Origin of the sequence: Mangrovihabitans endophyticus, assembly GCF_014646155.1 — a bacterium.
Classification (GTDB): Bacteria; Actinomycetota; Actinomycetes; order Mycobacteriales; family Micromonosporaceae; genus Actinoplanes; species Actinoplanes endophyticus.
In genome coordinates this window covers 38,180-62,984 of sequence record NZ_BMMX01000029.1, presented here as the reverse complement: position 1 = coordinate 62,984, position 24,805 = coordinate 38,180, and the positions used below count along the sequence as shown (strand labels likewise).

General features: G+C 71.2%; 21 protein-coding genes. 10 read left to right on the top strand and 11 right to left on the bottom strand.

What is annotated here, in order from left to right; genetic code table 11:
- Positions 1 to 4: 4 nt before the first annotated feature.
- The gene (locus IEY73_RS24260) at positions 5 to 1,735 is read left to right on the top strand and encodes a glycoside hydrolase family 15 protein (RefSeq protein WP_189081614.1); all 1,731 of its coding nucleotides are present in this window, start codon (positions 5 to 7) and stop codon (positions 1,733 to 1,735) included.
- A 43-nt stretch (positions 1,736 to 1,778) separates the two neighbouring features.
- Here the strand turns inward: IEY73_RS24260 and IEY73_RS24255 are convergent, their stop codons facing one another.
- Together IEY73_RS24255 and IEY73_RS24250 are read right to left on the bottom strand one after the other, a co-directional pair.
- Entirely contained in the window at positions 1,779 to 3,557 is a 1,779-nt protein-coding gene (locus IEY73_RS24255) for a LamG-like jellyroll fold domain-containing protein (protein ID WP_229716111.1), read from the bottom strand.
- A 69-nt stretch (positions 3,558 to 3,626) separates the two neighbouring features.
- Complete coding sequence (locus tag IEY73_RS24250; RefSeq protein WP_189081612.1) at positions 3,627 to 3,797, bottom strand: hypothetical protein; 171 nt, start codon at positions 3,795 to 3,797, stop codon at positions 3,627 to 3,629.
- 263 nt (positions 3,798 to 4,060) lie between these two features.
- Here IEY73_RS24250 and IEY73_RS24245 point away from each other — a divergent pair, with 263 nt between their 5' ends.
- The 4 genes from IEY73_RS24245 to IEY73_RS24230 all read left to right on the top strand — a co-directional run bounded on the left by IEY73_RS24245 (position 4,061) and on the right by IEY73_RS24230 (position 7,477).
- Positions 4,061 to 4,435 carry a hypothetical protein gene (locus IEY73_RS24245; protein WP_189081611.1) on the top strand — a complete coding sequence of 125 codons (375 nt, stop codon included), beginning with the start codon at positions 4,061 to 4,063 and terminating at the stop codon, positions 4,433 to 4,435.
- 198 nt (positions 4,436 to 4,633) lie between these two features.
- Entirely contained in the window at positions 4,634 to 5,458 is an 825-nt protein-coding gene (locus IEY73_RS24240) for a phosphoribosyltransferase (protein WP_229716110.1), read from the top strand.
- 88 nt (positions 5,459 to 5,546) lie between these two features.
- On the top strand, positions 5,547 to 6,332 hold the full coding sequence (locus IEY73_RS24235; protein ID WP_229716109.1) for a pectate lyase: 786 nt from the start codon (positions 5,547 to 5,549) through the stop codon (positions 6,330 to 6,332).
- Between the two features lie 530 nt (positions 6,333 to 6,862).
- Positions 6,863 to 7,477 (top strand): VanZ family protein, encoded by a 615-nt coding sequence (locus IEY73_RS24230; protein WP_189081609.1) that lies wholly within the window; start codon positions 6,863 to 6,865, stop codon positions 7,475 to 7,477.
- On the opposite strand, the gene IEY73_RS24225 is transcribed toward IEY73_RS24230, so the two are convergent.
- From IEY73_RS24225 to IEY73_RS24210, 4 genes are all read right to left on the bottom strand, one after another.
- Positions 7,470 to 8,072, bottom strand: coding sequence for an SAM-dependent methyltransferase (locus tag IEY73_RS24225; protein ID WP_229716108.1), 603 nt, complete (start codon positions 8,070 to 8,072; stop codon positions 7,470 to 7,472). The genes IEY73_RS24230 and IEY73_RS24225 overlap by 8 nt on opposite strands.
- A 42-nt stretch (positions 8,073 to 8,114) precedes the next feature.
- Positions 8,115 to 9,287, bottom strand: coding sequence for an FAD-dependent oxidoreductase (locus IEY73_RS24220; protein WP_189081608.1), 1,173 nt, complete (start codon positions 9,285 to 9,287; stop codon positions 8,115 to 8,117).
- A gap of 80 nt (positions 9,288 to 9,367) precedes the next feature.
- Positions 9,368 to 10,078: a TetR/AcrR family transcriptional regulator gene (locus tag IEY73_RS24215; RefSeq protein ID WP_189081607.1), complete on the bottom strand. Its 711-nt coding sequence runs from the start codon at positions 10,076 to 10,078 to the stop codon at positions 9,368 to 9,370.
- A 73-nt stretch (positions 10,079 to 10,151) separates the two neighbouring features.
- On the bottom strand, positions 10,152 to 11,237 hold the full coding sequence (locus IEY73_RS24210) for a glycoside hydrolase family 43 protein (protein WP_189081606.1): 1,086 nt from the start codon (positions 11,235 to 11,237) through the stop codon (positions 10,152 to 10,154).
- 694 nt (positions 11,238 to 11,931) lie between these two features.
- On the opposite strand from IEY73_RS24210, the gene IEY73_RS24205 reads away from it, so the two are divergent.
- A complete protein-coding gene (locus tag IEY73_RS24205; protein WP_189081605.1) occupies positions 11,932 to 12,225 on the top strand; it encodes a hypothetical protein in 294 nt (97 codons plus the stop codon).
- 85 nt (positions 12,226 to 12,310) lie between these two features.
- On the opposite strand, the gene IEY73_RS24200 is transcribed toward IEY73_RS24205, so the two are convergent.
- Positions 12,311 to 13,054, bottom strand: a complete 744-nt coding sequence (locus tag IEY73_RS24200) for an STAS domain-containing protein (RefSeq protein WP_189081604.1) — start codon at positions 13,052 to 13,054, stop codon at positions 12,311 to 12,313.
- Positions 13,055 to 13,198: 144 nt separating this feature from the next.
- Here IEY73_RS24200 and mptB point away from each other — a divergent pair, with 144 nt between their 5' ends.
- Together mptB and IEY73_RS24190 are read left to right on the top strand one after the other, a co-directional pair.
- Positions 13,199 to 14,635, top strand: a complete 1,437-nt coding sequence (mptB, locus tag IEY73_RS24195; RefSeq protein ID WP_189081603.1) for a polyprenol phosphomannose-dependent alpha 1,6 mannosyltransferase MptB — start codon at positions 13,199 to 13,201, stop codon at positions 14,633 to 14,635.
- A 43-nt stretch (positions 14,636 to 14,678) separates the two neighbouring features.
- Complete coding sequence (locus tag IEY73_RS24190; protein ID WP_189081602.1) at positions 14,679 to 15,794, top strand: M24 family metallopeptidase; 1,116 nt, start codon at positions 14,679 to 14,681, stop codon at positions 15,792 to 15,794.
- Positions 15,795 to 15,800: 6 nt separating this feature from the next.
- Here the strand turns inward: IEY73_RS24190 and IEY73_RS24185 are convergent, their stop codons facing one another.
- A complete protein-coding gene (locus tag IEY73_RS24185; protein ID WP_189081601.1) occupies positions 15,801 to 16,220 on the bottom strand; it encodes an organic hydroperoxide resistance protein in 420 nt (139 codons plus the stop codon).
- Between the two features lie 198 nt (positions 16,221 to 16,418).
- Here IEY73_RS24185 and IEY73_RS24180 point away from each other — a divergent pair, with 198 nt between their 5' ends.
- Positions 16,419 to 18,677, top strand: a complete 2,259-nt coding sequence (locus IEY73_RS24180) for a putative bifunctional diguanylate cyclase/phosphodiesterase (RefSeq protein ID WP_189081600.1) — start codon at positions 16,419 to 16,421, stop codon at positions 18,675 to 18,677.
- A 16-nt stretch (positions 18,678 to 18,693) separates the two neighbouring features.
- Positions 18,694 to 19,704, top strand: coding sequence for a phosphatidylinositol-specific phospholipase C (locus IEY73_RS24175; protein WP_189081599.1), 1,011 nt, complete (start codon positions 18,694 to 18,696; stop codon positions 19,702 to 19,704).
- A 595-nt stretch (positions 19,705 to 20,299) separates the two neighbouring features.
- Here IEY73_RS24175 and IEY73_RS24170 read toward each other — a convergent pair.
- The 3 genes from IEY73_RS24170 to IEY73_RS24160 form a co-directional block, all read right to left on the bottom strand.
- Positions 20,300 to 21,799: a carboxylesterase/lipase family protein gene (locus IEY73_RS24170; RefSeq protein WP_189081598.1), complete on the bottom strand. Its 1,500-nt coding sequence runs from the start codon at positions 21,797 to 21,799 to the stop codon at positions 20,300 to 20,302.
- 76 nt (positions 21,800 to 21,875) lie between these two features.
- Complete coding sequence (locus tag IEY73_RS24165; RefSeq protein WP_189081597.1) at positions 21,876 to 22,691, bottom strand: glycerophosphodiester phosphodiesterase; 816 nt, start codon at positions 22,689 to 22,691, stop codon at positions 21,876 to 21,878.
- Complete coding sequence (locus IEY73_RS24160) at positions 22,688 to 24,796, bottom strand: trypsin-like serine protease (RefSeq protein ID WP_189081596.1); 2,109 nt, start codon at positions 24,794 to 24,796, stop codon at positions 22,688 to 22,690. Before IEY73_RS24160 ends, IEY73_RS24165 begins: the two co-directional genes overlap by 4 nt.
- Positions 24,797 to 24,805: the final 9 nt, after the last annotated feature.

Below are 24,805 nucleotides of genomic sequence, written 5' to 3'. Positions count from 1 at the left end.
TGATGTGACCGGAAAGATCGAGGACTACGCCCTGATTGGTGACCTGCAGACCGCCGCCCTGGTCGGTCTGGACGGGTCGATCGACTGGCTCTGCCTTCCGCGGTTCGATTCGCCCGCTTGCTTCGCGGCGCTGCTGGGTGACGAGTCGGCGGGACGGTGGCAGCTCGCACCGGTGTCCGGCGGCACCGCCACCCGACGGCGATATCGGGACGACACTCTCATTCTGGAATCGGAGTGGGAGACGCCCAGCGGGACCGTGCGGGTGACCGACTGCATGCCGCCGCGCGGCGAGGCGGCCGACGTGGTGCGGGTGGTGGAGGGGCTCCGCGGGACGGTCCGGATGGCGAGCCGGCTGCGGTTGCGGTTCGGGTACGGGCGCAACGAGCCGTGGATCCAGCACCGTGACGGAGACATGGCCGCCATCGCCGGCCCGGACGCGGTGTGGTTGCACGCGGACGTCCCCGTCGACCGCGAGGAGTTCGACATCGGCGAGGGCGACCGGGTCTCGTTCGTCCTCACGTACCGGGAATCGTGGTTGCCCCGCCCCCAGCCCGTCGATCCGGCCGCCGCGGTGCGCGACACCGAGAAGTTCTGGACCGACTGGATCGGGACGTGCGGGTACGACGGACGCTGGGCGGAGGTCGTACGGCGCTCGCTGATCCTGTTGAAGGCACTGACGTACGCGCCCACCGGCGGCATCCTGGCCGCCGCCACCAGTTCCCTGCCGGAGCGCATCGGCGGCTCGCTGAACTGGGACTACCGGTATTGCTGGCTGCGCGACTCGACGTTCACGCTGCAGGCGATGCTGGGCACCGGTTATGTGCAGGAGGCGCAGCAATGGCGGCAGTGGCTGCTGCGCGCGATCGCCGGCAATCCGGCGGACCTGCAGATCCTGTACGCCCTGGACGGGAGCCGGCGTCTGCCGGAATACACCCTCGACTGGTTGCCCGGCTACGAACACTCCGAGCCGGTGCGGGCCGGCAACGCGGCGGCCGGGCAGTTCCAGCTCGACGTCTGGGGCGAGGTGCTCAACACCCTGCACCAGTGCCGCGAGGAGGGCGGTTTCGGCAGCGACGAGTCGTGGGACTTCCAACTCGCCATGCTGGACTTCCTGGCGGAGCACTGGCGGGACCCGGGCAGCAGCCTCTGGGAGGTGCGCGGCGAACCGCGGCACTACGTGCACTCGAAGGTGATGGCGTGGGCCGGCTTCGACCGGGCCGTCACGGCGGTGGAGAGGCACGGCCTGCCCGGTCCCGTCGCGAAGTGGCGGCGGATCCGCGCCGAGATCCACGCCGAAGTCTGCGAGAAGGGGTACGACGCGGAGCGCAACACCTTCCTGCAGTCGTACGGGTCGAGCGAGCTGGACGCCGCGCTGCTGCTGATCCCCCGGTCCGGGTTTCTGCCCGCCGACGACCCCCGGGTGGCCGGCACCGTCGACGCGGTGATGCGCGAACTGTCCAAGGACGGCTTCCTGCTGCGCTACCAGGCGTCCGAGGGTGTCTTCGTGGCGTGCAGCTTCTGGCTGGTGGACGCGCTGCACCGGGTGGGCCGGGAGAAGGAGGCGGAGGAACTGTTCGAGCGGATGCTGGGGTTGCGCAACGACGTGGGGATGCTCAGCGAGGAGTACGACCCGAAGGCGGGCCGGCAACTGGGCAACACCCCGCAGGCGTTCAGCCTGGTCGGCCTGGTGAACTCGGCTCGCCTGCTCAGCGGCGCGGCCACGGAGACCCGCTGAGGGTTGCCTCCGCGACCGCGCCGGTCGGTGCCCGAGCCTCCGGTCAGCCGATGCTGATCCAGACGTCGTCCAGGGCGCCCTGGAACTGGTCGTTGTTGACGCTCAGTCCCTTGCCGCCGAGGACCAGCGGCGAGGTGTTGGACACGGCAAGCCCGGCCGGGATGGTCTTGGCGCCGGTCTGCGTGCCGTCGATCCAGACGGTCAGGCTGGTGCCCGAGCGGCGGCACTCGATGGCGTGCCAGTCGCCGTCGGCTGCGGTGATCCCGCTGGTCACCCGATAGATGGTGGACGAGTCGGAACCGACCATCACGCAGCTCGGCTTGCCGGGAAGCTTGTCGACCTGCAGCTTGTACTGGCCGCCGCCGGACGAGTATCCCTTCTGGATCACGTTCTGGCCGTCGGTGGTCTGGCTCGCGGCCAGGCGCACCGAGGCACCGAAGCTGATCTTCTGGGCACCCGGGTTGAGGTCGGGCGCGTCGTCGGTCTGCAACACCATGCGCGGGCAGTCCGAGCCGTCGCAGGGCGGCGGGAAGAGCACCGCTTCACCACCGCCGTGCGCGGTCATCCGCAGCTTGGCGCCATACCGCGTACGGGTGACGAGGGTGTGGCTCCCGCCGGATCCGTCGGCGAACGTGCCGTCCAGGTCGGTCGAGTCGAAGTTGTACGCGGCGACCATCGGCGAGGACGGCGCCTTCGGCTGCGTCTGCGCACCGGCCGGACGGAACGCGGCGTACCGCTTCTGCGTGACGTCCCCGATCGTGGTGAAGTCACCGCCCGCGGCCACCATGTCCAGTTCCGGCAGGGTGATCATGGCGCGCACGCCCACCACGCCGTTGCCCTGCGGTGCCCAGTTGGTCAGGTTGCCCTGTTGGTCGACCGCCGCGAACTTGATCCGGCTGATGCCTCCGCCGGTGCACGCGCCCTGGCTTCCGGTGACGTCGGTGGCGCACGCCACGTCGAAGTGGCCACCCACGTACACGGTGTCGCCGAGCGTGGTGATCGCCTGCGCGTCGCCGTCGAAGGCTCGGCTCCACCGCACCTCACCGGTCTCGGTGTAGGCGACGGCACGCCCACCCTGGCCCGCTTGAGCCGCGTAGACGCCGTTGGCGTCGATCGCGAGGGCGAACACCTTGGCGGACGGCTTCGGCGCGAAGCTGGTGATCAGCGCGCCACTGCCCGCATCCACCGCGCGCAGCCGCAAGGTCGAGCTGACGTCGTTGACCCGGTGGAAGCTGCCGCCGAGGTAGACCCGGCTGCCGTACACCCCCAGGGCGTACACGGTGTCGTCGGTGACCGGCGTCCAGCCGGTCAGCGAGCCGCCGGCCAGGGCGAAGGCCGCCAAGTTGGTGCGGGTCGACCCGTCCACCGCCGCGATGCGGCCTCCCATGTAGAGGCGGCCGTTGCCGACGGCGAGCGCGTTCGGCTGCCCGGAGACGGTGTGCTGGAAGGAGGTCACCGCGCCGGTGGAAGCGTTCAGTGCGGCGATCTTCTTGCGCGACGCCCCGCCCGCGGTGCTGAAGTCGCCCGCCGCGTACACGGTGGAGTCGTGCACGGCCAGGGCGCGCACGGTGGCGTCGGCACCCGGGTCCCACGAGGACAGTTCTCCGGTCCGGGCGTCGAAGGCCGCCAGCCGGTTGCGGTCGTAGCGCTTGCCGTCGACGATCGCCCGGGTGAAGGAGCCGCCGACATAGACGGTGTCGCCGCGGTACGCGACGGCGTAGACGGACCCGTTGAACGACGGCGCCGTCGACGGGGTGTTCGACACGGTATCGGCGAGGGCTATCCCGCTGACCGCGGTCAGCGCCGCGGCAGCCACCGCCACGATGGCTTTCTTCCCTATTCTTAACTTCATGTCAGGTTAAACGGATAGATCCGTCTTTGGTGGTTGGTCCTAGTCTTCTCGGCTCGGCGTGTACGTCACGCTCGTCACCGCCCCGGTGGGCGCGGTGCCCGACGGTGGTACCCCGCTCGATGGCGCGCGCCGCCGCGGCCCCTCCGAATCGTCCGACCCGAACACCAGCAGACCCGCCAGGAACGCCAGCAGCAGAGCTGCGACGCTCATCTCGATCACGGTAAGGGTCCGCCTGCGCCGCGCGTTCGCCATCACCTCCATATCGTGCGTGACGTGCGGAGACAGCGTGATCGGCCATCCCGGCGCTCCACGTCGACGAAAGAAGCAAAATAGTCGAGCCTATTTCTCCACATCGTCCGGGACGAGCGATCGTTGACCATTGCAACGTCACTCTCATCGGGTACGCCGATGGACGAGCCGGACCAACCGATACGGTCGGTTACGAACCAATTTATCTCAGTTACCGTGAAGGCATGAAAGTAACCGACGCCGATATCCTCGCCGGCATCGTGCTGCTTGCTGTGCTCGCCGGAGCGGTCTGGGGCGCACGAATGGTCCTGCGCCGGCGCGCCGGGGCGGCAGCCGCCGAAGCCTCCCGGCTGGAGGCACATCAGGAGTGGATGCGCCGGGTGAGCGCGCCGGCCGGCACCGCGGTGTCGGACACCGGCCGGCACCACCTCCCGGACGAGTTGCTGGGCGGCGCCACCTATCGCCTCAGCCCGGACGGCATCGCCCGCGCCAAGGTGCCCGCCCAGGAACAGCGCACCGGAGAGACCCGCGGAGCGGTGCCGCATCAGGCCCCGCCGGCGATCCCGCACCACGCCGAGCCGCACCGGCTGCCACACTGAACCTCTTTCAACGTGGCGAGGCCTCTTTCAACGTGGCGAGGCCGACCGATGCCGCCGCTGTTCGACGGCGCGCAACCGACGGGCCCGACGCCAGGTTGAAGGGGTTCACTGATCCGCGGCGCCGTGCCACCCCATCGCAGGCGCTCACGGACCGTCGCCGGAGCATGGCTCCCGGATGTCGCGGGTATGCGCAAGGACATGACCGACGCCCACGACATGATCTTCACAGACCGGGCGCACGCGGGCGTCGCGCTCGCCGACGAGGTCGCCCGGGTGTTGGACGAGGCCACCCGCACGTCGACGGACCCGGCCCCGGACGGCACGGACCCGGCCCCGGACGGCCCGGACGCCCCGGACGGCCCGGACGCCCCGGACGCCCCGGACGGCCCGGACGGCGCCGTGCCGACCACGTCCGCCGGCCCGGTGCCGCGCACCGAGGCGGACCGGCCTGTGGTGTTCGGGCTGCCCCGCGGCGGGATCCCGGTCGCCGCACCGGTCGCGGAACGGATCGGAGCGGACCTGGGCATCGTCGTCGCGCGCAAGATCGCCGCACCCGGGCGGCCCGAATGGGGGGTCGGCGCGGTCGCCGAGGACGGCCCGGCCGTATTCGACCGCGCCGCGTTGCGCCATCTCCGCCTCACCGAGGATGACCTCGCCGGAAGCGTCGCGCAGGAGCGTGCCGAGCTGCGGCGACGCATCGCACGGTACCGCGGTGCCCGAGCCGTGCCCTCGGTGCGCGACCGGGTGGTCGTCGTGGTCGACGACGGCCTGGCCACCGGTGTGACCGCGCGGGCCGCCCTGCGCTGGCTGCGTCCGCAACAGCCCCGTTTACTGATGCTGGCCGTGCCGGTCTGCGCGCGCGAGGCCCGCACGGTCGTGGCCGACGCCGCGGACCTCGTGGTGTGCCTCAGCGCCCCGCGGGATTTCTCCGCCGTCGGCCGGTGGTACCGCGATTTCACCCAGCTCACCGATGCCGATGTGGACGCTGAGCTGGCCCGTGCCGTACGAGAGACGACGCGCTGAGCCGTCCCGGGTGCGGTCCCTTTTGAACGTTTCGCGGGCGAAATCCGTGTCACCGGGTCAGCGACCGCACGTACAAGGAGGCACGCCCGTGGCACACCATAGATCGAGTCGCAGCCGGCGACCCCTGGCCGTCGCACTCGCCGCAACATCCGTTGCGGCGGCCATGGTCACCACGCAACTCGCCTCCGCGGCCGACCTGCGAACCCTCGCCGACACCGAGACGGTCGACGCCACCATCGCGGTGGACGGCACCTTCGACGGCACGGGACGACGTTTCGTGGCCGGACCCGAACTCGGTGACGGAGGCCAGTCCGAAGGCCAGGATCCGCTGTTCGAACTGGCCGACGGGGCCAGCCTGAGCAACGTCACGATCGGAGCCCCGGCCGCGGACGGCGTGCACTGCCTGGGAAGCTGCACGCTCCGCAACGTCATCTGGGAGGACGTCGGCGAGGATGCGGCCACGTTCCTCGGCGGTGGCGCGACGGTCCTCGTCGAGGGCGGATCGGCGTCTCACGGCTCGGACAAGATCTTCCAGGACAACCGGCTGGCGGGCGGATCGGTGACCATTCGCGACTTCGCGGTAAGTGACTTCGGGAAGCTCTACCGGTCGTGCGGCAACTGCAGTAAGCAGGCGGCCCGCACGGTGACCATCGAGGACTTGACCGCGACGGCGCCGGGCAAGGTGCTGGCGGGTGTCAACGCCAACCTGGGCGACCGGGTGACCCTGTCCGGAATCACGCTGACCGGCGCGGGTGCCTCGGACATCCATGTATGCGAACTGTTCGAAGGCAACGACACCGGTGCCGAGCCGACAAAGATCAGTTCCGAACCGGACGGAACCACGTGCACAGCAGATAACGCCACAGTCGAGTAACCAGCCCGCACCCCGCCAGCCCACCAGGCCCCCTCAGCCCGTCCCCCCGGCCCGTCGCCCTGCCCGTCGCCCCCGCCCGCCGCCCTGCCCGTCGCCCTGCCCGTCGCCCCCGGCCGCCGCTCTGCCCGTCGCCCCCGCCCGCCGCTCTGCCCGTCGCCCCCGCCGTCCCCCTACCCGTCGCCTCCTGCCCGTCGCTCTGCCCGTCGATCTTGAGGTTTCGGTGCCCGTTCCAGCACGGCGTATCCGACTTATCCGACCACAAAGTCCAAGATCGGCGGCACCATGGCGCGACGCGGGGCCGATCTTGAGCTAAGTGGTCGGATAAGTCGGGTATGCCGTGCCGAGTCGGGCACCGAAAGTTCAAGATCGACGGCAGCGGACGGGCGACGGCGGGCGAACGGCGGGCGGACGGGTGACGGGACGCGGCGCCTCGGGACGGGGCCTGGCGTGAACGTGAATGCGAATGGTGAAACGTATTCTGTCGCACGGTCGGGCACCGTTTCCCGGTATTCGTCTGACATGCTTTTCCCATGACCGTGCTGGGATTGTGGGATTTCCTGACCGGGCCGGCCTTTCTCGCCGTCGCGATCGCTACCGCCGTCCTCGCGTGGCCGGCCGGCCGGTCCCTGGCACGTCGGCTCGATTGTTCCCGGATCGCCGCCGTGCTCTACGCCGCCACCCTCGGCATCATCGCCGCGCTCACGCTCACGCCCAACAGGGCGGGCGCGCTCGATCCGACCCTGCCGCCGCATTTTCTCACCCAGATCGGCCGGCCCGACGTGGTGTGGGATCGGCTCACCGCGGCACCGGCCGACGCCGAGCAGATCGCCAATATTCTGCTCTATTTTCCGGTCGGCTTCGTCGGCTTCGCAGTGTGGCGCTCGGCCGCACGGGCCGCATGGGCCGGTGCCGCCCTCACGGTGTTCATCGAGACCTGCCAGTACGGCATTATCGGCCGTGCGGGTTCGCTGACCGATATTCGCAACAATGCCGCCGGTGCGGTGCTGGGCGCCGGGCTGGCCGCCGGGACGGCGCTCGTGCTGCGCCGGGCCCGGTCACGACGCACCGAACCCGGCGGCGGCACGATCGGCAAAGCCGACGGCGACACGGCCCGGCGAGCGGACGACCGCGCCGCCGTCAGGTGACCCGCCGCAGCACGTCCAGCAGGAACCACTCGTCATCGTGGTGCACCAGCGGACGCAGCCCGGCATGCCCGGCCAGCGCCGCGTGCGTCTGCGCGCCGTCGTAGCCGTCCCCGTGCTCGCGATCGCGGAAATGCACCGCGACCAGGTCGCCGTCCGGCTCCAGGCGCTGCACCAGAGCGTCGATCAGGGTGTGCAGGTCGGGGCCGCTCAGGTAGTACAGCAGATCACCGATGACGATCAGATCGAACGTCTCGTCCGGCAGCTCGGCGGGCAGCATCGCCTGCTTCACCCGTACGTGCGGAAACTCGCGAACCTCGTCGGCGGTCCGTTCGACGGCGTCCGCGACGCAGTCGACCGCCAGGATGTCGTCGCACCGGGCCGCGAGCATGCGGGTGAGCAGGCCGACCGAGCAGCCGGGTTCGTAGCATCGGCGATACTTCGCGCGCGGCAGGCTCGCCACGGTGACCGCGTATTTGCGCTGGTCGTGCCACTTGGTGGCGAGGTCCCACGGATCGGTCTTGGCCAGGTAGAGGTTCAGGAAATGTTCCTGGGAGACCGTCTCGGCCGGCGGTTGGGCGTCGTCCCGAATCGTCACGACGGGATTCTGCCCGATGCCCGCCGGCCGGGCGCGGACCGGTCAGCCCTGCGCGCCCGCGGCGAGCATGGCATCGAAGGCGGCGAACTGGGCGACGAGCCCGCGCGGCGCGTCCGCGGCGAAACAGACTTCCAGGTTGGCCGCCGCCTCCCGGGCGGATTCCGCGGACCGCGGGAAGAGTTCCGTCTCGTACGCGGTCAGTGCGGCCTGCACGTCGCCGGGGTGCGCGAGCAGGGCGCGGGCCAGTTCGGCACCGTCGTACAGCGCCAGGTTGGCGCCCTCACCGGCGAACGGCGACATCAGGTGCGCGGCGTCGCCGAGGAGCGTGACTCCCGGTACGCGGTCCCAGCGCAGCTCCGGCACCAGCGCATGGATGCGGCGCGGGATCAACGGCCCGTCCGCCTCGACGATCAGCGCCCGCAGCTCGGGCGCCCAGTCGGCGTACCGGTCGAGCAGCACGGCCTTGGCCGCCTCCGGGTCGGCCGCGTCGATGCCGTCGATCCAGTCTTCGCCGATCTTCAGCCCGGCGTAGACGTGCAGGCTGTCGTCGGTTTCCCGGTGCGCCAGGAAGCCCCGGCCGGCATCCAGCGCGAACAGCATGCCGGCACCGACGACCCGGGCCGGGCCGGGATGGCGGACGTCGGCGTCGTGCAGGTCCATCTCCACGAAGGACACTCCCGCGTACGCCGGTACGGCGTCGGTGAGCAGCGGCCGGATCCGGGACCAGGCGCCGTCGGCCCCGACGAGCAGGTCGGCGACGGCCGCGGATCCGTCGGCCAGGTGCAGTTCGTGGCGCCCGTCGCCGAGCGCGCGGGCGCCGGTGACCTTGGCGCCCCAGCGGATGGTGCCGTCCGGCAATCCGTCGAGCAGGAGCCGCCGCAGATGCCCCCGGTCGATCTCGGGCCGGAGGCCGTCGCCGCGGTCCGGCTCGTCGCGGTGCACGACGTTGTGCCTGTCGAGGATGCGCATCGCCTCGCCGCCGGGGTGGACCAGGGCACGGAACTGGTCGTACAGCCCGGCGGCGCGCAGCGCGACCTGCCCGGTGTCGTGGTGGATGTCCAGCATGCCGCCCTGGGTGCGGGCGGCCGGTGAGGCGTCGCCCTCGTAGACGGTCACGGCGATGCCGTGCCGGTGCAGGACGCGGGCGAGGGTGAGCCCGCCCAGTCCGCCGCCGACGACGGCGATGCTCGGCGTGCTGGTGTCGGTGGTGTGCATGGTGCCTCCCTGGTGAAGAACAGGTTCGTGACGAACATGTTCGCGATTGACGCACGAAGGTCGGGCTTCGCGCGTGGGTGTTATTCGTCCGACGGCAGAGCGGTGGTCGCGATGCCCTCCAGCAGGACGCCGAACGACCAACGCGCGCGCTGCTCACCGGTGCCGGCGAACAGGTGGTCGCGCACCCGGGCGATGTTCGGGTACGCGTCCGGCGCCGCCGCGCGTACGGCGACCATCTGGTCCTCCGCCGCGTCGTCGGCGCCGGAGTCGCCGGGCCGGACACCGTGCTCGGCGGCCGACGCGGTGGCGTGCTGGAGCAGGATGTCGACTCCCCAGGCGGCCTGCCCGGCCGGGACACCCGCCGCCCGCAGCAGCGCCAGCAGGACGTCGACGAGCCGCAGATAGTGCGGGCCGGACGGGCGCAGCACCAGCACCGACCGGGCCAGGCTGGGCTCGTGGTGGAGCACCCCGGCGTACGCACACATCAGATCCACCGCCCGTCCGCGGGCGTTCCCGGCCGTCACCCCGTCCAGCACGTCCGGTTTTGCCACCGCGTCCAGGCCCGCCAGCAACTCGTCGAGCAGGGCACCGTGCAGCTCGGCGGTGTTGCGCACGTACACGTACAGCGATGCCGGGCCGGTGTCGAGCTCGGCCGCGAGCCGCCGCATGGTGACCTTTTCCAGCCCCTCCTCGCGCATGATCCGCAGCGCGACGGAAACCAGGCCGTCTCGGCTCAGCGGGGGCTTCGCCGGCCGGTCACGGCGGCTCACCGGTGCACGTCGCGGGCCCATGAACACGATCGTAACGAACGCGTTCGTCAACGGCAACGGCTTCGCCGGGCACCTCGGTGCCCGGCGACCGCCGCTACTCGAAGAACTTGATGCTGAAGCCGGTGTCGGTGTTGGCACCCGGCACGTTGGCACGCGAATAGGTGGTGTTGCCCCACCAGCAGAAGGTCCCGGTGAACCACTCACGGTTGGCCCAGTTGTACGGCGTGCCCTTGGGCACCGCGTGGAACATCAGCGGGAAGCGGGGACCGGCCGGCGGGCTGGTGGCGATGTCGCCGTTGAGCAGCACGAACGTGTGGTGGCCCGGCCCGTTCACGTTCAGCGTCGGATCCCAGCCGGCCATCATCGTGGCCCGGTTGGAGCCGAACAGACAGCCGTTGGACTTGTACCAGTCCCACACGTACGTCGGGTCGCCGCCCGCCCGCAGCCGCAGGTCCGCCAGGCAGTACTGGTCGCTCCAACTGCCGTTGGCGGAGTACACGATGTGCAGTTGCCCGTTCGGGTCCCGGATCGCCTCGGGCGCCTCGTTGATGAACGGGTTGCCGACCACCCGCTCCCACGACTCCCGTGGCTGCGAGATGACGTAGCGGGCGCCGGTGGACGCCGACGGGCTGCTCATCCGAGCGATGTAGAGGTTCTGCTCGACGTTGGTGTCACCCGCCCAGCCGGACCAGACGAACCAGCGGTCGCCGTTGAAGTGGAACATGGTGCCGTCGATGGCCCACTTGTCGTCCGGCAGACTCACCTTGGTCTCACCGGTGTACCCGGAGTCCGCAGCGGCCGAACTGATCACGTACATCCGATGGGCGGATCCGCGCCCGCCGGAGAAGTAGATGTAGTAGCGGCCACCATCGAAATGGATCTCGGGCGCCCAGATCTCCCCGAGGTTGCGCGCGTCGGACCACACCTGGCGAGCCGGCGCGGCGGCGAGCCCGTCCGGCGACGACGCCTGCCGGACGTGGATGCCGCCGTTCATCGACTGCACGGAGATGTAGGTGCCGCCGACCCGGATCACGCTCGGGTCGGCGGCACGCAGGCCGGTGGCGGACATCGTGGTCGGGTCGGCTGCGGCATCCTCGGCGGAGAAGACCGCCTGGCCGAGCGCGAGGGCACCGGCCATCGCCAGGATCGCGATGCCCGTGATGCGGCGGGTGATCGTCATCGTCACGTCCACGGTCGTCGCCCCACTTCGACGCCGCGCCGGGTGGAGTTCCCCGGCGGGGGAAGGCGTCCGGCCGAGGATGCGTCGGGGCGGGTCGGGGGTGCACCCCAGGCCGTGGCGCGCACGGATGGGATCACAGACCCGACCGTGAGAGCGCTCTCATTGAGCATCCGAGCGCCCGCCCAGACTGTCAACTCCTGCCGATATATGAATCTATTAAGTTTCCTTACGTTGGTTGATGTTCACTTCACGAAACGCGCCGCCGCCGAACACCCGTGGATACCCGACATATCCCCGAGATCTTGGAGACTTGGGGCGTTGTCGAGCACCCGACTCTCCAAGGTCCGCGCCTCCGCGCGACGCCTTCCACCCCGCGACCCGGAGGCCGCGACGCCCCGCGACCCGACGCCCCGCGACCCGAGGCCGCGCCTCTCCGAGGGCCGGCCGCAGGGGCCGCGAGTGCACCTGACACGGTGGAGCAACGGGAAACAACGGACAAACCGGAGCTAGCCGCGGGACGACGCGGGCGCGACCGGCTACGCGGAGTGAATGACCTACCCGCCAGAAATTCGAGAGGCGAAAGAAACGACGGGTTCCCCGTTGCCTGCCCGACGGCACCGCACACAATCTGCGAAGGGAACGCACGAACGCTTCACTTTGTCAGAGGCGCCAAGGTCAGGGGAGATTTTCAGCGATGAAGGTCGATTCTTCACCGGTCCCCGAGGCGGACCTGTCCGCCTACGTGCTCCACGTTCTCGATGATCACATCGCCGCGTTGCGGGACGTGCGGGATCGCCTGCGCACCGGCGGCACCACGCCTCCCGGCGGTCGGCGCGCCGTGGCGATCGACGGCATGATGCTTGCCGAGCAGTTCGCCCTGCGGCTGGGTCAAGCGCTCGACCTGCCGGCCCCGAACCGGCACGACGCCGAAACGCCGAAACGCCACGACGCCCGGAATGCGTCGCCGGCGCATCACCCGTACGGATGATGGCTGCCTGAACGTGATGTCCGTGATCTCGCCGTGATGAGGTGAATTCTTCGCCGCCATAGTCGACCGCGCTTGCCGACGGCTATTAACCTGACAACCCGGAGAACAGCGGGTAACGGAAGGCAGCGCGATGGCCGGCAGCACGGTCGACGTGGAGACCAGCCCCGATGGCACGCTCATCATCCAGCCGCACGGCATCCTGGACGACGGCGACGCGGTCGAGCTGCGCCGCGCCCTGGTTTACGCCGTTCGCCACGTCCGGCCGTTGCGGCTGATCCTGGATCTGCAGGATGTGCGCGACGTCGATCCCATCAACCTCGGCACCCTCGCCGCGGCGTGCCATCTCGGCGATGATCATCGTGTCGCGGTCTTCCTGGATCACTCCTCCGCCTCCCTCGCCGGCCAACTGGCCGCGGCCGGAGTCCCCGGGCATCGACTCCGGCATGTCGTCGCCATGGAATAGCGCCGCCACGTCGACCGCCTCGCGCCACACCGGCGCGTAGATTACGTCGTCCGCGCGGGCGCACAGGCCGGTCGCTTCGAGCACCCGGCGCACGTGCCCGTGAGCACCGGTGATCTCGTACCCGTGACCCCTGCGGATCGCCCGGGTGTAAGCGTGCAGCAACAGCGCCATGCATTCCCGGCCGATGAAGTCGACCTCCGACACGTCCACCATCAGCGTCCGCGCCCGCGCCCGCTCCTGCACGTCGCGCAGGGCGCGTTGGAGTTCTTGGCGGGCGCCCCGGTCGAATCTCCCGGCCAGCCGCAGATAGCTGGTCGAGCGGGTGCCACCGGTTCCGCGCCGAATCGCACAGCGTGAGTCCGTCATGGTGCCGGTGTACCCGCGCCAGATGTCCGGCGGTCGACGGGAAGGTGACCGGCGGCCTCCCGCGGCGGGCTCGTCGTTTCCCGCTTCCTTGACTTTCGCCTGCCCGCCCCTCCGCGGTCACGTGCGTCCGAGAGGGTCGCCACCATGACTCTGGCCGCGATCCGGTTCCTCGGTCTGGGCGGCGCCGGCCTGCTCGTCCTGGCCGGCTGGCTGGGCGGTGCATTTCCGCACGGCGACCTGGCGTCCACCCCGATGAGCATTGCCCGCGGCCCGTACGGTGGGCTGATTCTTGCGGCGTGGCTGGTCGGCACGCTGGTGCAGGGGTACGCGTGGTGGGCCGGGCGGGACCATGTCGCCTCGCCGCGGTGGGTGGCGGTGACCGCCGCGTGGTGGATCGCTCCGTTCCTGTTCGCACCGCCGATGGGCAGCCGGGACGTCTACTCCTACGCCTGCCAGGGTGAGTTGTTCGGCAACGGCCTGAGCCCGTACGAGTACGGCGTCTCGGAGCTGCCGTGCACCTGGATCACTGCGGTGTCGCCGATCTGGCGGGACACGCCCGCCCCGTACGGGCCACTGTTCGTGCTGATAGCCGCGGCCGTGGTGATGACGGGATCGTCGCTGGTCGCCGTGGTCGGCTTGTTCCGTCTGCTCGCGGTGGCCGGGGTGATCACGGTCGGGTTGTGCCTGCCGACGCTCGCCCGCCGTTGCGGTGTGCCGCCCGCCCGTGCCCTGTGGGTGGCTCTGGCGGGTCCGCTCGTCGGCGCCCATCTGATCGCCGGGCCGCACAACGACGCGCTCATCATCGCGCTGCTGGTGACCGCCCTGACGGTGCTGGCGGTCCGGCCGGATCGGCCACCGGCCTGGCTCGCCGCCGGTATGTTGCTGGGCCTGGCCATCGTGGTGAAGGCCACCGCCGCGGTGGTGGTCCCGTTCGCGCTGCTCATGGTGGTGCGCCGCCCCTACCGGCCGGGGCAGGCCGCGGTGTCGGGGGGTGTGCTGGCCGTCTCGGCGGCGGCCACGACGGTGGCCGTGACCGCAGCGGCCGGGCTGGGCGTGGGCTGGGTCGCGGGCATGGTGCACACCCGTGATCTGGTCCAGTTCACGTCCCCGCCCACCGCGGTCGGCATGACCGCGACCTACGTCGGCCAGATGGCTTCCGCCTCGGTGGACCTGGTTCCGGCGGCGCGGCTGATCGGGCTTCTGCTGCTGGCCGCCGTGCTGCTGGTGGTGTGGTGGCGCCGCGCCACCGTCGCCGGTGATCCGGTCCCGGCTGCGCTGCACGGCGCCGCACTGGCCTTCACCGCCACGGTCGCGCTGGCACCGTCCTTCCATCCCTGGTACGCGCTGGCACCGCTGATCCTGCTGGCCGCGACGACGAGGCGCACCGATCTGATCATGGTGATCACGGTGGCCGCGGCGCTGCTGGTCCTGCCCGACGGTGGGGGGCTGGCGCGGTTCGTGAAGTTCCCCGGCGCACCGCTGATGACCGCGCTGCTGATCGTGCTGCTCGTCCGCTTCGGTCGCGCACGGCAGACGCCGACGGCCCTGGCGGCCGGGACCGCTCGGCGGGAACCCGCGTGACCGGCCGTACCGAAACTGCGGCGGCGGGGTCTACCGTGAGGGCGTGCTGTGGTCCGCCGAGGAGTTCCGTCAGCGGCTGACGCGCGCCGGGCGTGCCGTCGCCGAGCAGGGGTGGGCGGCGCTGCTCGTCACGCCGGGTTCTGACCTGCGCTATCTCACCGGATACCGGGCAACGCCGTCGGAGCGGCTGACATGCTTGGTGGTGCCCGCGGCCGGCGAGGTGACGCTCGTCGTGCCCCGGCTGGAGCGGCCCGCCGCGGAGGCGTCACCGGCCGGTGATCTCGGTCTGCGGCTGGTCGACCATCCGGACGGGGACGACGCCGTGCGTCTGGTGGCCGACGCGCTGCCCGCGACGGTCGGCGTGTTCGGGGTGGCGGACACCATGCCCGCCGCGCATCTGCTTCCGTTGCAGGGCCTGCTCCTCGGGTCCCAGTGGCAACCCGCGGGGCAGGCGCTGGGTGCGCTGCGGGCGGTGAAGTCCGCCGACGAGGTCGCCGCCCTGGCCGCGGCGGGTGCGGCGATCGACGAGGTGCACCGCCGGATGCCCCGCTGGTTGCGGGCCGGGCGCACGGAACTCGAGGTGGCCGCCGACATCGCGACGGCGATCCGGGACGTCGGCCACGCGAGCGCCGACTTCGTCATCGTGGCATCCGGTCCGGGCGCGGCAAGCCCGCACCATGACAGCGGCGACCGGACGATCCAGCGGGGCGACCCCGTGGTGGTCGACATCGGCGGCACGATGCCGGACGGCTACTGCTCCGACTGCACCCGGACGTACGTGGTGGGGCCGACCGCGCCGGACGGCTTCCGCGACTACTACGCGGTGTTGCACGCCGCCCAGCGGGCCGCCGTGGCCGCGGCGGCACCGGGTGTGCCGGCCGAGGCGGTGGACGCCGCCGCCCGGGAGCCGATCGCCGCGGCCGGCTTCGCGGCGGAGTTCCTGCACCGCACCGGCCACGGCATCGGGCTGGACACCCACGAGGAGCCCTACATCGTGGCCGGCAACGCGGAACCGCTCCGTGCCGGCATGGCCTTCTCCGTCGAGCCGGGCATCTATCTGTCCGGCCGGCACGGAGCGCGCATCGAGGACATCGTGGTGTGCACCACGGACGGCCCGCGCCGCCTCAACACGACCGGCACCGCCCTGGTGCACGTCTGACGCCGCTCAGGCGAGGTTGAGCGTGACCTCGACGTTGCCGCGGGTGGCGTTGCTGTACGGGCACACCTGGTGCGCCGCTTCCAGCAGTTCCCTGGCGGTGGCCTCGTCCACGCTCGGGATTTCCGCCTCCAGCGTGACGGCCAGCCCGTACCCGCCCGCATCGTTGCGCCCGATGCCGACGTCCGCGGTGATGGCGGTGTCGGAGAGCGTGATGCCGCGGCGCGACGCGACGCCCTTCAGCGCGCTGTGGAAACACGCGGCGTAACCCGCGGCGAAAAGCTGCTCGGGGTTGCTCAGGGCGCCGCCCGGACCGCCCATCTCCTTCGGAACGGCCAGGTCCGCGTCGAGAACGCCGTCGCTGGAACGGACATGCCCGTTGCGTCCGTCGCCGGTTGCGGTGGCCGAGGCGGTGTAGACAGCCTGCATCGTGTCTCTCCCATCGAATACGTACGGAGGCGGCCCGCGCGCTGCGGACAGGGCGCGGCTCGAAGCCGCCAGGGAACGTACTGCCCCCATCCGGGCCGCCGCCAACGCGGTGTGGCGGCGATCTCGTGCACCCGCTCAGCGATCCGGCCGACGAGCCGAATAAAGGGGTGACGTCTGCGCCCGAAAGGAGCCCTGCCGATGGTGGTCCGGCCCGCTCTGCCGGTCCGGCTGCCCCGGACGGCGTGGTGGCTGGTCGGTCTCACCCTCGCCGGGCAGGTGGTCGGCTGGTCGGTCGCCGCCCTGCACAGCACCGTCTTCGGGCTGTCCCTGATCGTGCTGGACGCGTTCGGCCTGCGCTACAGCCTGCGGGCCGCGCGGCGCCGGCCGGAGGCCCGGATGACCTGGTGGCTGCTCGCCGCGGGCCGCGGGCTGTCACTGGCCAGCATCGCCTCTTTCAGCATCAATTTCCACGGAGGTCCGGCGCCGTGGTGGTGGGTCGGCGTGGTCAGCGGCCTCGGCATGTTCGTCGCGCTGTCCGCCACCGCGCTGTCCGTCTCCGCCCGCCGCCTGGAACGACGCCAGCGACTGGGCTTCATCGCCGAGGTCGTCACGGTGCTCAGCAGCGGTTTCATGCTGGTCTGGTACTTCGTGCTCGGCCCCACCATGCGCGAGCAGCCGCATCCGCGCTGGGTGTTCGAATTCGGCTATCCGCTCGGCAACCTGGTCCTGTTGGTGGCGGTGAGCGCGGTCCTGCTCCGGGGCGCGGTCTCCCGGTTGCACGTCCCGCCGCAGGCGGTGCTGCTCGGCGGCCTTCTGCTGTACGCGGTCAGCGACACCGCGTACTCGGCGGTCCGGGTGCGGGGTGACGCCGCCTCGGACTCCCTGCTGGCCACCACCGGGCTGGTGCTGGCCTCGCTGCTGATGACGGTGGCCGCCGCGATGCGGTGCACGGGCCGCTGCGGGGAGACCAGCCCCGCGGCGCAGACCATGCCCGTCTGGTCGAATTATCTGCCGTACGTGGCGGTCGGCTTCGGCAGCGTGGTGATGCTGACCGTGACCATCCGGGAACAGGCGTTGTTGCTCTGGGGAACGCTCACCATCGGGCAGACGTCGATGACCGCCGCGCTGGCGGTTCGCCAGTACCTCGCCCTGCAGGACAGCCGACGGCTCAACGTCGTCGATGCGCTCACCGGCCTGGCCAACGTCACCGGCCTGCAGCAGGCCACCGACCGCGCACTGCAGCATCGGGAACCGGTCGCCCTGATGCTCCTCGACCTGGACGGCTTCAAACAGATCAACGATCGGCTCGGGCACGCCGTCGGCGACGCCGTGCTGGTCGAGTTCGCCGACGTGCTGCGCCGGTCGGTGCGCCGCAGCGACATCGCCGCTCGCATCGGCGGCGACGAGTTCGTCGTTCTGCTTTCCGACGTCACCGCCGATGACCAGGCCGCCGTCGTCGCCGACCGCGTCCTGAGCACGCTCGCCGCGGGACCCGCGACGGCCGGCAGCGCGGTGAGCATCCGGTGCAGCATCGGCATCTCCGTCTGGTCGCCCGGCCAGACCGCCAAGGATCTGCGGCACCATGCGGACATCGCGATGTACGAGTCGAAGCGCTCCGGCGCGCACGGCTGGCGCGCCTACCACCCCGAGATGACCGACCGTCGCAGTCGCGACGTCGCACTGGCGGAGAGCATCGGCGAGGCGCTCCGCTCGGACCAGTTCGACGTGCATTACCAGCCGATCATCGATCTGGCCTCGGGGACACCGATCGGGGTCGAGGCGCTGGTGCGGTGGCAGCACCCCACGCTCGGCATGGTGTCGCCCGCCGAGTTCGTGCCGGTCGCCGAGCGCACCGGCGCGATCGACGGGCTCGGCCGTCATGTCCTGGAGGTGGCCTGCCGACAGGTGGCCGCCTGGCGTCGCGGCGCGCCGCGGGCCGCGGGCCTATATGCGAGCGTGAACGTCTCGCCGCTGCAGATGCGCGACGGGACGTTTCCCGCCACGGTGCGCGCCGCGCTGGAGCGCAGCGGCCTGCCGCCGCAGGCCCTGGTCATGGAGATCACCGAGTCGGCGGTCGTCGACGAACGCACCGTGGTGCCCACCCTGATCGCGCTGCGCGAGCAGGGCATCCGCGTCGCCGTCGACGATTTCGGCACCGGCTACTCCTCGTTGCACCTGCTCGGCCGGCTGCCGGTCGACATTCTCAAGATCGATCGCAGTTTCGTCTCGGTGCTCGACGGCACCAGCCGCAGCGCGGGCATCGCCGAGGCGATCATCCGCCTGGCCGGCGTGCTGGAGTTGTCCACCGTGGCCGAAGGCATCGAGACACCCGCGCAGTCGGCCGAGTTGCAACTGCTCGGCTGCACCGCGGGCCAGGGCTATCTGCTGGCCCGGCCGCAGACCGCGGACCGCCTCACCGCCACGTGGGGTGCCCGCCTTCCGCGCGAGGCGCATTGATCGTTATCGTTTCCCCATGAAGCGTGCCGCCGCCGCATCCGGCGCCTGTGTCCTCGCCCTCCTTCTCCTCCTGTCGCCCGGCCGGGCGCTCGCCGCCGACGCCTCCTATCGCAGCCTCGGCACCGCGAACAACCCCGACTGGATGCGCCGCCTCCCCGACGCCACCAGCCTGGCCGCGTTGTCCCTGCCCGGCACCCACGAGAGCATGTCCGTGCACGGCGGTTCCCTCACCCAGACGCAGGAGGACTTCGGCGACAGCGGCGGCACGCTCACCGCGCAACTACGCGCCGGCATCCGGATGGTCGACATCCGGTTGCGCGTCAACGCGGGCAACACCCTCACCGTGCATCACGGCGCGACCTATCAGAACGCCAACTTCGACGACGTGCTGACCGCGTTGGGCGACTTCCTGCACGCGCACTCCGGCGAGACCGTCCTGATGAGACTCAAGCAGGAATGCACCGGCGAGCTCGGCTCGTGCACCGACGCGACGGGACAGCAGAGCTTTCCGGACATCGTCGATGCGTACGTCACCCGACGGCCGGGCCTGTTCTGGGGGCCGTCGGTGCACCGCGCCGCGGCAGCGGCGACGCCCACCCTCGGCGCGGTCCGCGGCACGGCGGTGCTCGCCGTGCTGCACGGAACGCACGGCGGCCCGATCGAGCATTACGGCCTGGCCCAGTTCGCCGACTGGCACGACGGCTCCTCGGCCTACGTGCAGGACGAGTACACCGTGCCCAACGTGGGTGCCATCGCCACGAAACGCGACCAGGTGCGCCGGTTCCTGGACGCCACCAGCGCCGGGGACCGCACCAGGATGTATGTGAACTTCGGCAGCGGCTCCAGCCTGTTCGCCCAGCCACAGCAGGTCGCGGGCGGCGCGTACGGGGTGCAGGGGGTGGACCCGTTCCTGCTGACCTACCTGAACGAGGGGCCGGAGGTGCACACCCCGGTGGTGCGCACCGGCATGCTGATGCTGGACTTCCCGGGCGGCGGCCTCATCGACAAAATCATCTCCTACAACTAACCCCGGACCCCCGCACCCCCGGCACCCCCGGCACCCCCGGCACCCCCGGCACCCCCGGCACCCCCGGCACCCCCGGCACCCCCGGCGATCTTGGACTTAGTGTGTCCGATCCGCCACGGCATGCCCGACTTGTCGGACCACAAATTCCAAGATCGGCGGGCTGTCGACGCCCATCGGGGTCGATCCTGGACTGGATTGGTGACAAGTCAGGCATGGCGTGGCGAATCAGGCATGGCATGGCGGATCGGACGCGTGACTCGCAAGATCGGCGGGAGTGGGGCTTCACACGAACCCTCGTGCCCGTTTTGTCAGTCAGATGGTGGGGCGGTGACGGGGGCGACGGCTCGGCCGGCAGGTGGCGGGGGTGTGCGGGCGGCCGTGGTGAGGTCCAGCCGTCGCCCGTGGCTGTCACGGCTCGTCCGGCCGTCGCTCGTGGAGGTCATGAGCCCGGCATGACAGCCCTCCGCCACGGCCGAACAGACGGTGGCAGCCACCGGCTACGGCCGGGTGGACACCAGACCCACGGCGGCAACCACCAGCTACGGCCGGGCGGATACGGGGCCCGGACGTCGGGTGGCGCGAAAGGCGCCTTGGCCTATTTCCATGCGCCGCGTTCCGCGGGTTTCCATGCGTCGCGTTCCGCGGGCTGCGGATCCGGCACCACCTCGATGCCCGCACCGAGCAATGCGGTCGGGCGTGCGGTGCCGTCGGCCGCGGGCCAGCCCGGATCACGGTCGCGGAGGAACCGCACCCAGGCGCCGTGCACCGTCTCGGTGACCTTGGCGGACGGATGCGACCCCACCAGGCGGCTCTTCTCGGTCAGCCCGGTGGTGCCGAACACGAACGGCACCTCGGCGGCATGGCACGAGCCCAGCCCGTCGTTGTCGGCCCGGTCCAGAGCGTCGAAACGGGCGATCCACGTCGGCGCCGCACCCGCCGGGCGCGCCTGGGCCAGCCGCACCGCCGGCATCCAGAAGCGGTAGTCGGTCTGAATGTCGGTCAACACGTCACCGGCCGGGGCTCCGGGCCGGTTCGCCCGGTACACCTCGACGCCCTCCGCCGACAGGCCCAGGGAGTTCGCCACGGCGGCGAGAGTGGTGTCGTCGATGGTCTCGATCAGGCCACTCGGCACCACGAACAACCGGTACTCGTCGCGGGTGGTGGACAGCAGCAGCGGAACCTCCGCGGAGGCGCCCGCGGCAAGCGCTTCCTCCGGCGGCCGGGGCAGCACCTCGCCGTCGACCACCGGTGCGAACGGCAGTCGCTTCAACGCGAGCTCTCCCCACTCGGCGCGGCGTCCCGCGATCACCTGCGCGGAGATCGCCGACGTGGCCTGGACCAGCCGCTGCGGCGGCACCCCGGCGATCGCGTCGCGGGTCGCCGGGACGCCGAGGTGGTCGGCGACCCGCCGGGCCACCAGGTCGGCCGCTGCCGGGCTGAGCGCGTTCGCCCCGGCACCGCTCTGCAGAACGGCGGCCGTGAACAGCCCGGTTGCGGCCGGCGCGGCCAGCAGCGTGGCGATGGCCATGGCCCCCGCCGATTCACCGGCCACCGTGACCCGTGCCGGGTCCCCGCCGAAGGCGGCGATCTCCGAGCGCACCCACCGCAGTGCGGCGATCATGTCCAGCAGGCCCAGGTTCGGGGTGCCGCCGGTGACCGCGAGGAAGCCCTCCGCGCCGAGCCGATAGTTGATCGTGACGGTGACGATGCCGTCGGCCGCGAACCCGCTGCCGTCGTACTCGGCGACCGATCCCGAGCCGTTGGTGAACGACCCTCCGTGAATCCACACCATGACCGGCTGAGCGTCGCCGTCCGCGGGCGCCCAGACATTGAGGTTCAGACATTCCTCACCCGGAATGTCGACCTCGTGCAACAGGTGCCGGACGTACGCCGGGTAATTGCCCTTGGGCACGGTCGGGCCGTATGCCGTGGCGTCCCGCTCACCGGTCCACGGCCGAACCGGCTGCGGTGGCCGCAGCCGGTTCTCCCCGAACGGTGCCTGGGCATAGGGAATGCCCAGGAAACGGGCCACACCATCGGTCACCGTGCCGCGCACCCGGCCGGTGGACGTCGACACCACACGTGCGTCTGTCATGACACCACCCCCGGGTGTCAGTACCCCACGGAAGCCGTCGCGGAACAAGACCGGGCAAGGTGCGGCGCCCCGCCCGTCAGCACTGTTTCTCGGCCCACTCGGTGTAGGCGATCGGCTTGTTGGTGATGAACCCGGCCACCGGCCACGCCGACAGCCGCTGCCAGTCGGCTTCCTTGTCGACCGTCCAGGCGTACACGTCGACGTCTCCGTCGTGCCATTGACGGGCCCGGCTCGCGCTGATCGACGTCTGGGACTGCGAGAAGACATCGCCGTACTGGTGGATCTGCTCCGGGCTGAGATAGCCCGCACCGTGGATGAGGCCGGTGCTGGTGTCCGGGAACTCCTCCTCCGCGGTCCGCACGATCGAGCGGTCGAACGACATCAGGGTCACTCCCGGACGGCCGATGGTGCGGTCGATGTCGTCCGCCACCGCCGCCCACTGCGCCTCGGTCGGCACCACCTTGATCTCGGTCAGCACGTGTGCGTCGAAGCGCTCGGCGACCCGATAGACCTCGTCCAGGGTGGGGATGTGCTGGCCGTCATCGGTCGGAATGCCCTTGCTGACGTCCAACGTGGAGATGTCGCCGCTCATCGGGCTGACCCGGTCGACCGTGTCGTCGTGCAACACCACCGGCACGCCGTGCACGTCGAAGTGCACGTCGAGCTCCCAGAGCGTGACTCCCGCCTCGCCGGCCGCGGTGAAGGCGCCGACCGTGTTCTCCATCGACTTCTCGGTGCCGCCGCGATGCGCGATGACGTCGGGCAGCGGCGCGCAGAACTGCTCCGCCGCTGCGGCCGGCTTCGTCGCCGGTGCCGCGCTCTGGCAGCCCACCAGGGTGAGCAGGCTGCCGAGCGCGAGCAAACGGCCGATCGTCGAGGTCGGACGGGTCACGGAGTGCCCGTCAGGCGCGACAGCGTGGTCACCATGCCGGCGTCCGGCTCACTCGGTGCGCCCTCGCCGGGGCTGCCCACCACCGCGTCCGCCTTGCCGTCCTTGTTGAGGTCACCCAGGGCGAGCGCGGCGCCGAAGAGGTCGCCCGGCTCGTCGGTGCCGAAGACGTCCTGCTGCCGGATGATCCCGGCCGGCGTCAGCGAATTCGGGCGGCTCGCGCTGACCGGCCCACCCACGAAGGAGTAGACCCGCCCGGCGTCGCCGGTCCGCCCGGGGGCGCCGACCAGCAGGTCGGCATAGCCGTCGCCGGTGAAGTCGCCGGTGCCGAAGACGCTGCCGAACCGGTCGCCCTCCTGGTTGTCACCGCCGGGGACGCTCACTTCTTCCAGGTAGAAGCCCGTGCTGACCGCGCTCGAACCACCGGAGACGACGGTCAGCGACCCCGCACGCGGGTCCGATCGCGGGCTCTCCCCCGGCACACCGATGGCCACGTCGGCCCAGCCGTCGGAGTTGAAGTCGGCGGTCGCCACCGCGGCGCCGACCTGGTCGCCGTCCTCGTTGGCGCCGGTGCCGGAGTTGGACTGGGTGATGCCGATCGCCCCGCTGGTGGGGCCGTTGGCGGAACCGGGAACCACGTAGACCATGCCGCTGCGCGGGTTGCTGCCGGGCGCCTCGCCGGGCACCCCGATCACCAGGTCGGAGTAGACGGTGCCGGTCTTCGCGCCGAGGACGTTGCCCGCCGCCAGCGACTCGCCGAACAGGTCACCCTCCTCGTTGGCGCCGTTGGTGGCGCTCTGGTCGACGATCCATCCCAGCTTCAGGCCCGAGGTGGAACCCTTGAGCACCGTCACCTCACCGCTGCGCCGGCCACCGATCACCTTTCCGGGTGCGCCCACGGCCAGGTCGGTGATGCCGTCACCGTTGAAGTCGCCCGCGGCCAGCGAGGCGCCGAACCGGTCACCGGCCAGGTCGGTGCGGCCGATGTCGTTCTGGTCGATGCCCTTGGGCGAACCGAGCCCGCTGGCGGATCCGAAGAAGATCGCGATCGCACCGGCCTTGATGGTGCCGATCTCCTCGTCCGGAGTGCCGACGGCGAGGTCCATATAGCCGTCTTTGTTGAAGTCGCCGGTCGCCAGCGCGGCACCGAACCGGTCACCGGCCTCGTCCGAGGCGTTGAACATGGTCTGCACCAGGCGCTTGCCCGTCGCGGGCCCGTTGGCGCCACCGGCGAAGACGGTCACCGTGCCGGAGGGCACGTCGCCGGACGAACCGGTCCGTCCCCGCGGGCTGCCGATCGCGACGTCCGCGTAGCCGTCCTTATTGAAGTCGGCGGCGGCCACCGCCGCCCCGAACTGGGCGTCCTCCGCCGGGGCGGTGCCGCTGTCGGTCGGGCTCAACGTCAACTGGTCGAACGGGTCGGTGGTCGCCGAGGGCAGCGAGGCCAGCGCCACGCCAGGCGCGGCGATCGCGTCGCCGTCGGTGTCGGTCTCGCCGAAGCAACCCCGCTGGTATGCCGCGGTGGCGACGGCGACGAGCTCCGGGCCGTCCGCCGACTCGCGCAGCAGCGGAGCGCCGGCATCGCCCCTGCACAGCCCGGCGTCGGACGACTCGTCCAGGGCCAGGTCCACCCGGCCGGCCGCCGCGGCGCTCACGTCGAACGAGACGGCGTGCGGTTGATCCGGCACCCACTCGTGCGCGGTGCGGCCGAATCCGGCCGCCGTCAGCGTCTCGCCGGCCTGCGCGGCGGCGCCCAACGGGACCGGTTCGACGGTCGCGGGGCGCGCGAGAACGACGGCGGAGAGGTCGTCGGTCAGGTCGGGGTGGACGTCGACGACCCGCAGCGGGTCGCCGCCGGCGAACGTGGCGGTGATCCGCAGGGCGGAGCCCGCCGCGGGATCGGGGTGATCGGCCGAGACCACGCACTCCCGCGCGGTCACCAGGACGCGCGGCCGGACGAGCACGCCCGTGCACGCGCGGGCGTCCGCCGTGCCTGGAACACCGATCTCGATCCTGGCCACGAAGTCCAGGGAGTCCGGCGCGGCCGGACCTCCCGAGGCTCGGGCGACGGTGGAACCTGCGGCCACGACGGCGACGCCTGCGGCCACGACAACACC

Coding starts and splice junctions, on each gene's coding strand:
- IEY73_RS24250 (WP_189081612.1), bottom strand. CDS start 3,797: ATGAGCGTCGCAGCTCTGCTGCTGGCGTTCCTGGCGGGTCTGCTGGTG.
- IEY73_RS24245 (WP_189081611.1), top strand. CDS start 4,061: ATGAAAGTAACCGACGCCGATATCCTCGCCGGCATCGTGCTGCTTGCT.
- IEY73_RS24240 (WP_229716110.1), top strand. CDS start 4,634: ATGACCGACGCCCACGACATGATCTTCACAGACCGGGCGCACGCGGGC.
- IEY73_RS24230 (WP_189081609.1), top strand. CDS start 6,863: ATGACCGTGCTGGGATTGTGGGATTTCCTGACCGGGCCGGCCTTTCTC.
- IEY73_RS24220 (WP_189081608.1), bottom strand. CDS start 9,287: ATGCACACCACCGACACCAGCACGCCGAGCATCGCCGTCGTCGGCGGC.
- IEY73_RS24215 (WP_189081607.1), bottom strand. CDS start 10,078: ATGGGCCCGCGACGTGCACCGGTGAGCCGCCGTGACCGGCCGGCGAAG.
- IEY73_RS24210 (WP_189081606.1), bottom strand. CDS start 11,237: ATGACGATCACCCGCCGCATCACGGGCATCGCGATCCTGGCGATGGCC.
- IEY73_RS24205 (WP_189081605.1), top strand. CDS start 11,932: ATGAAGGTCGATTCTTCACCGGTCCCCGAGGCGGACCTGTCCGCCTAC.
- IEY73_RS24200 (WP_189081604.1), bottom strand. CDS start 13,054: ATGACGGACTCACGCTGTGCGATTCGGCGCGGAACCGGTGGCACCCGC.
- mptB (WP_189081603.1), top strand. CDS start 13,199: ATGACTCTGGCCGCGATCCGGTTCCTCGGTCTGGGCGGCGCCGGCCTG.
- IEY73_RS24185 (WP_189081601.1), bottom strand. CDS start 16,220: ATGCAGGCTGTCTACACCGCCTCGGCCACCGCAACCGGCGACGGACGC.
- IEY73_RS24180 (WP_189081600.1), top strand. CDS start 16,419: ATGGTGGTCCGGCCCGCTCTGCCGGTCCGGCTGCCCCGGACGGCGTGG.
- IEY73_RS24175 (WP_189081599.1), top strand. CDS start 18,694: ATGAAGCGTGCCGCCGCCGCATCCGGCGCCTGTGTCCTCGCCCTCCTT.
- IEY73_RS24170 (WP_189081598.1), bottom strand. CDS start 21,799: ATGACAGACGCACGTGTGGTGTCGACGTCCACCGGCCGGGTGCGCGGC.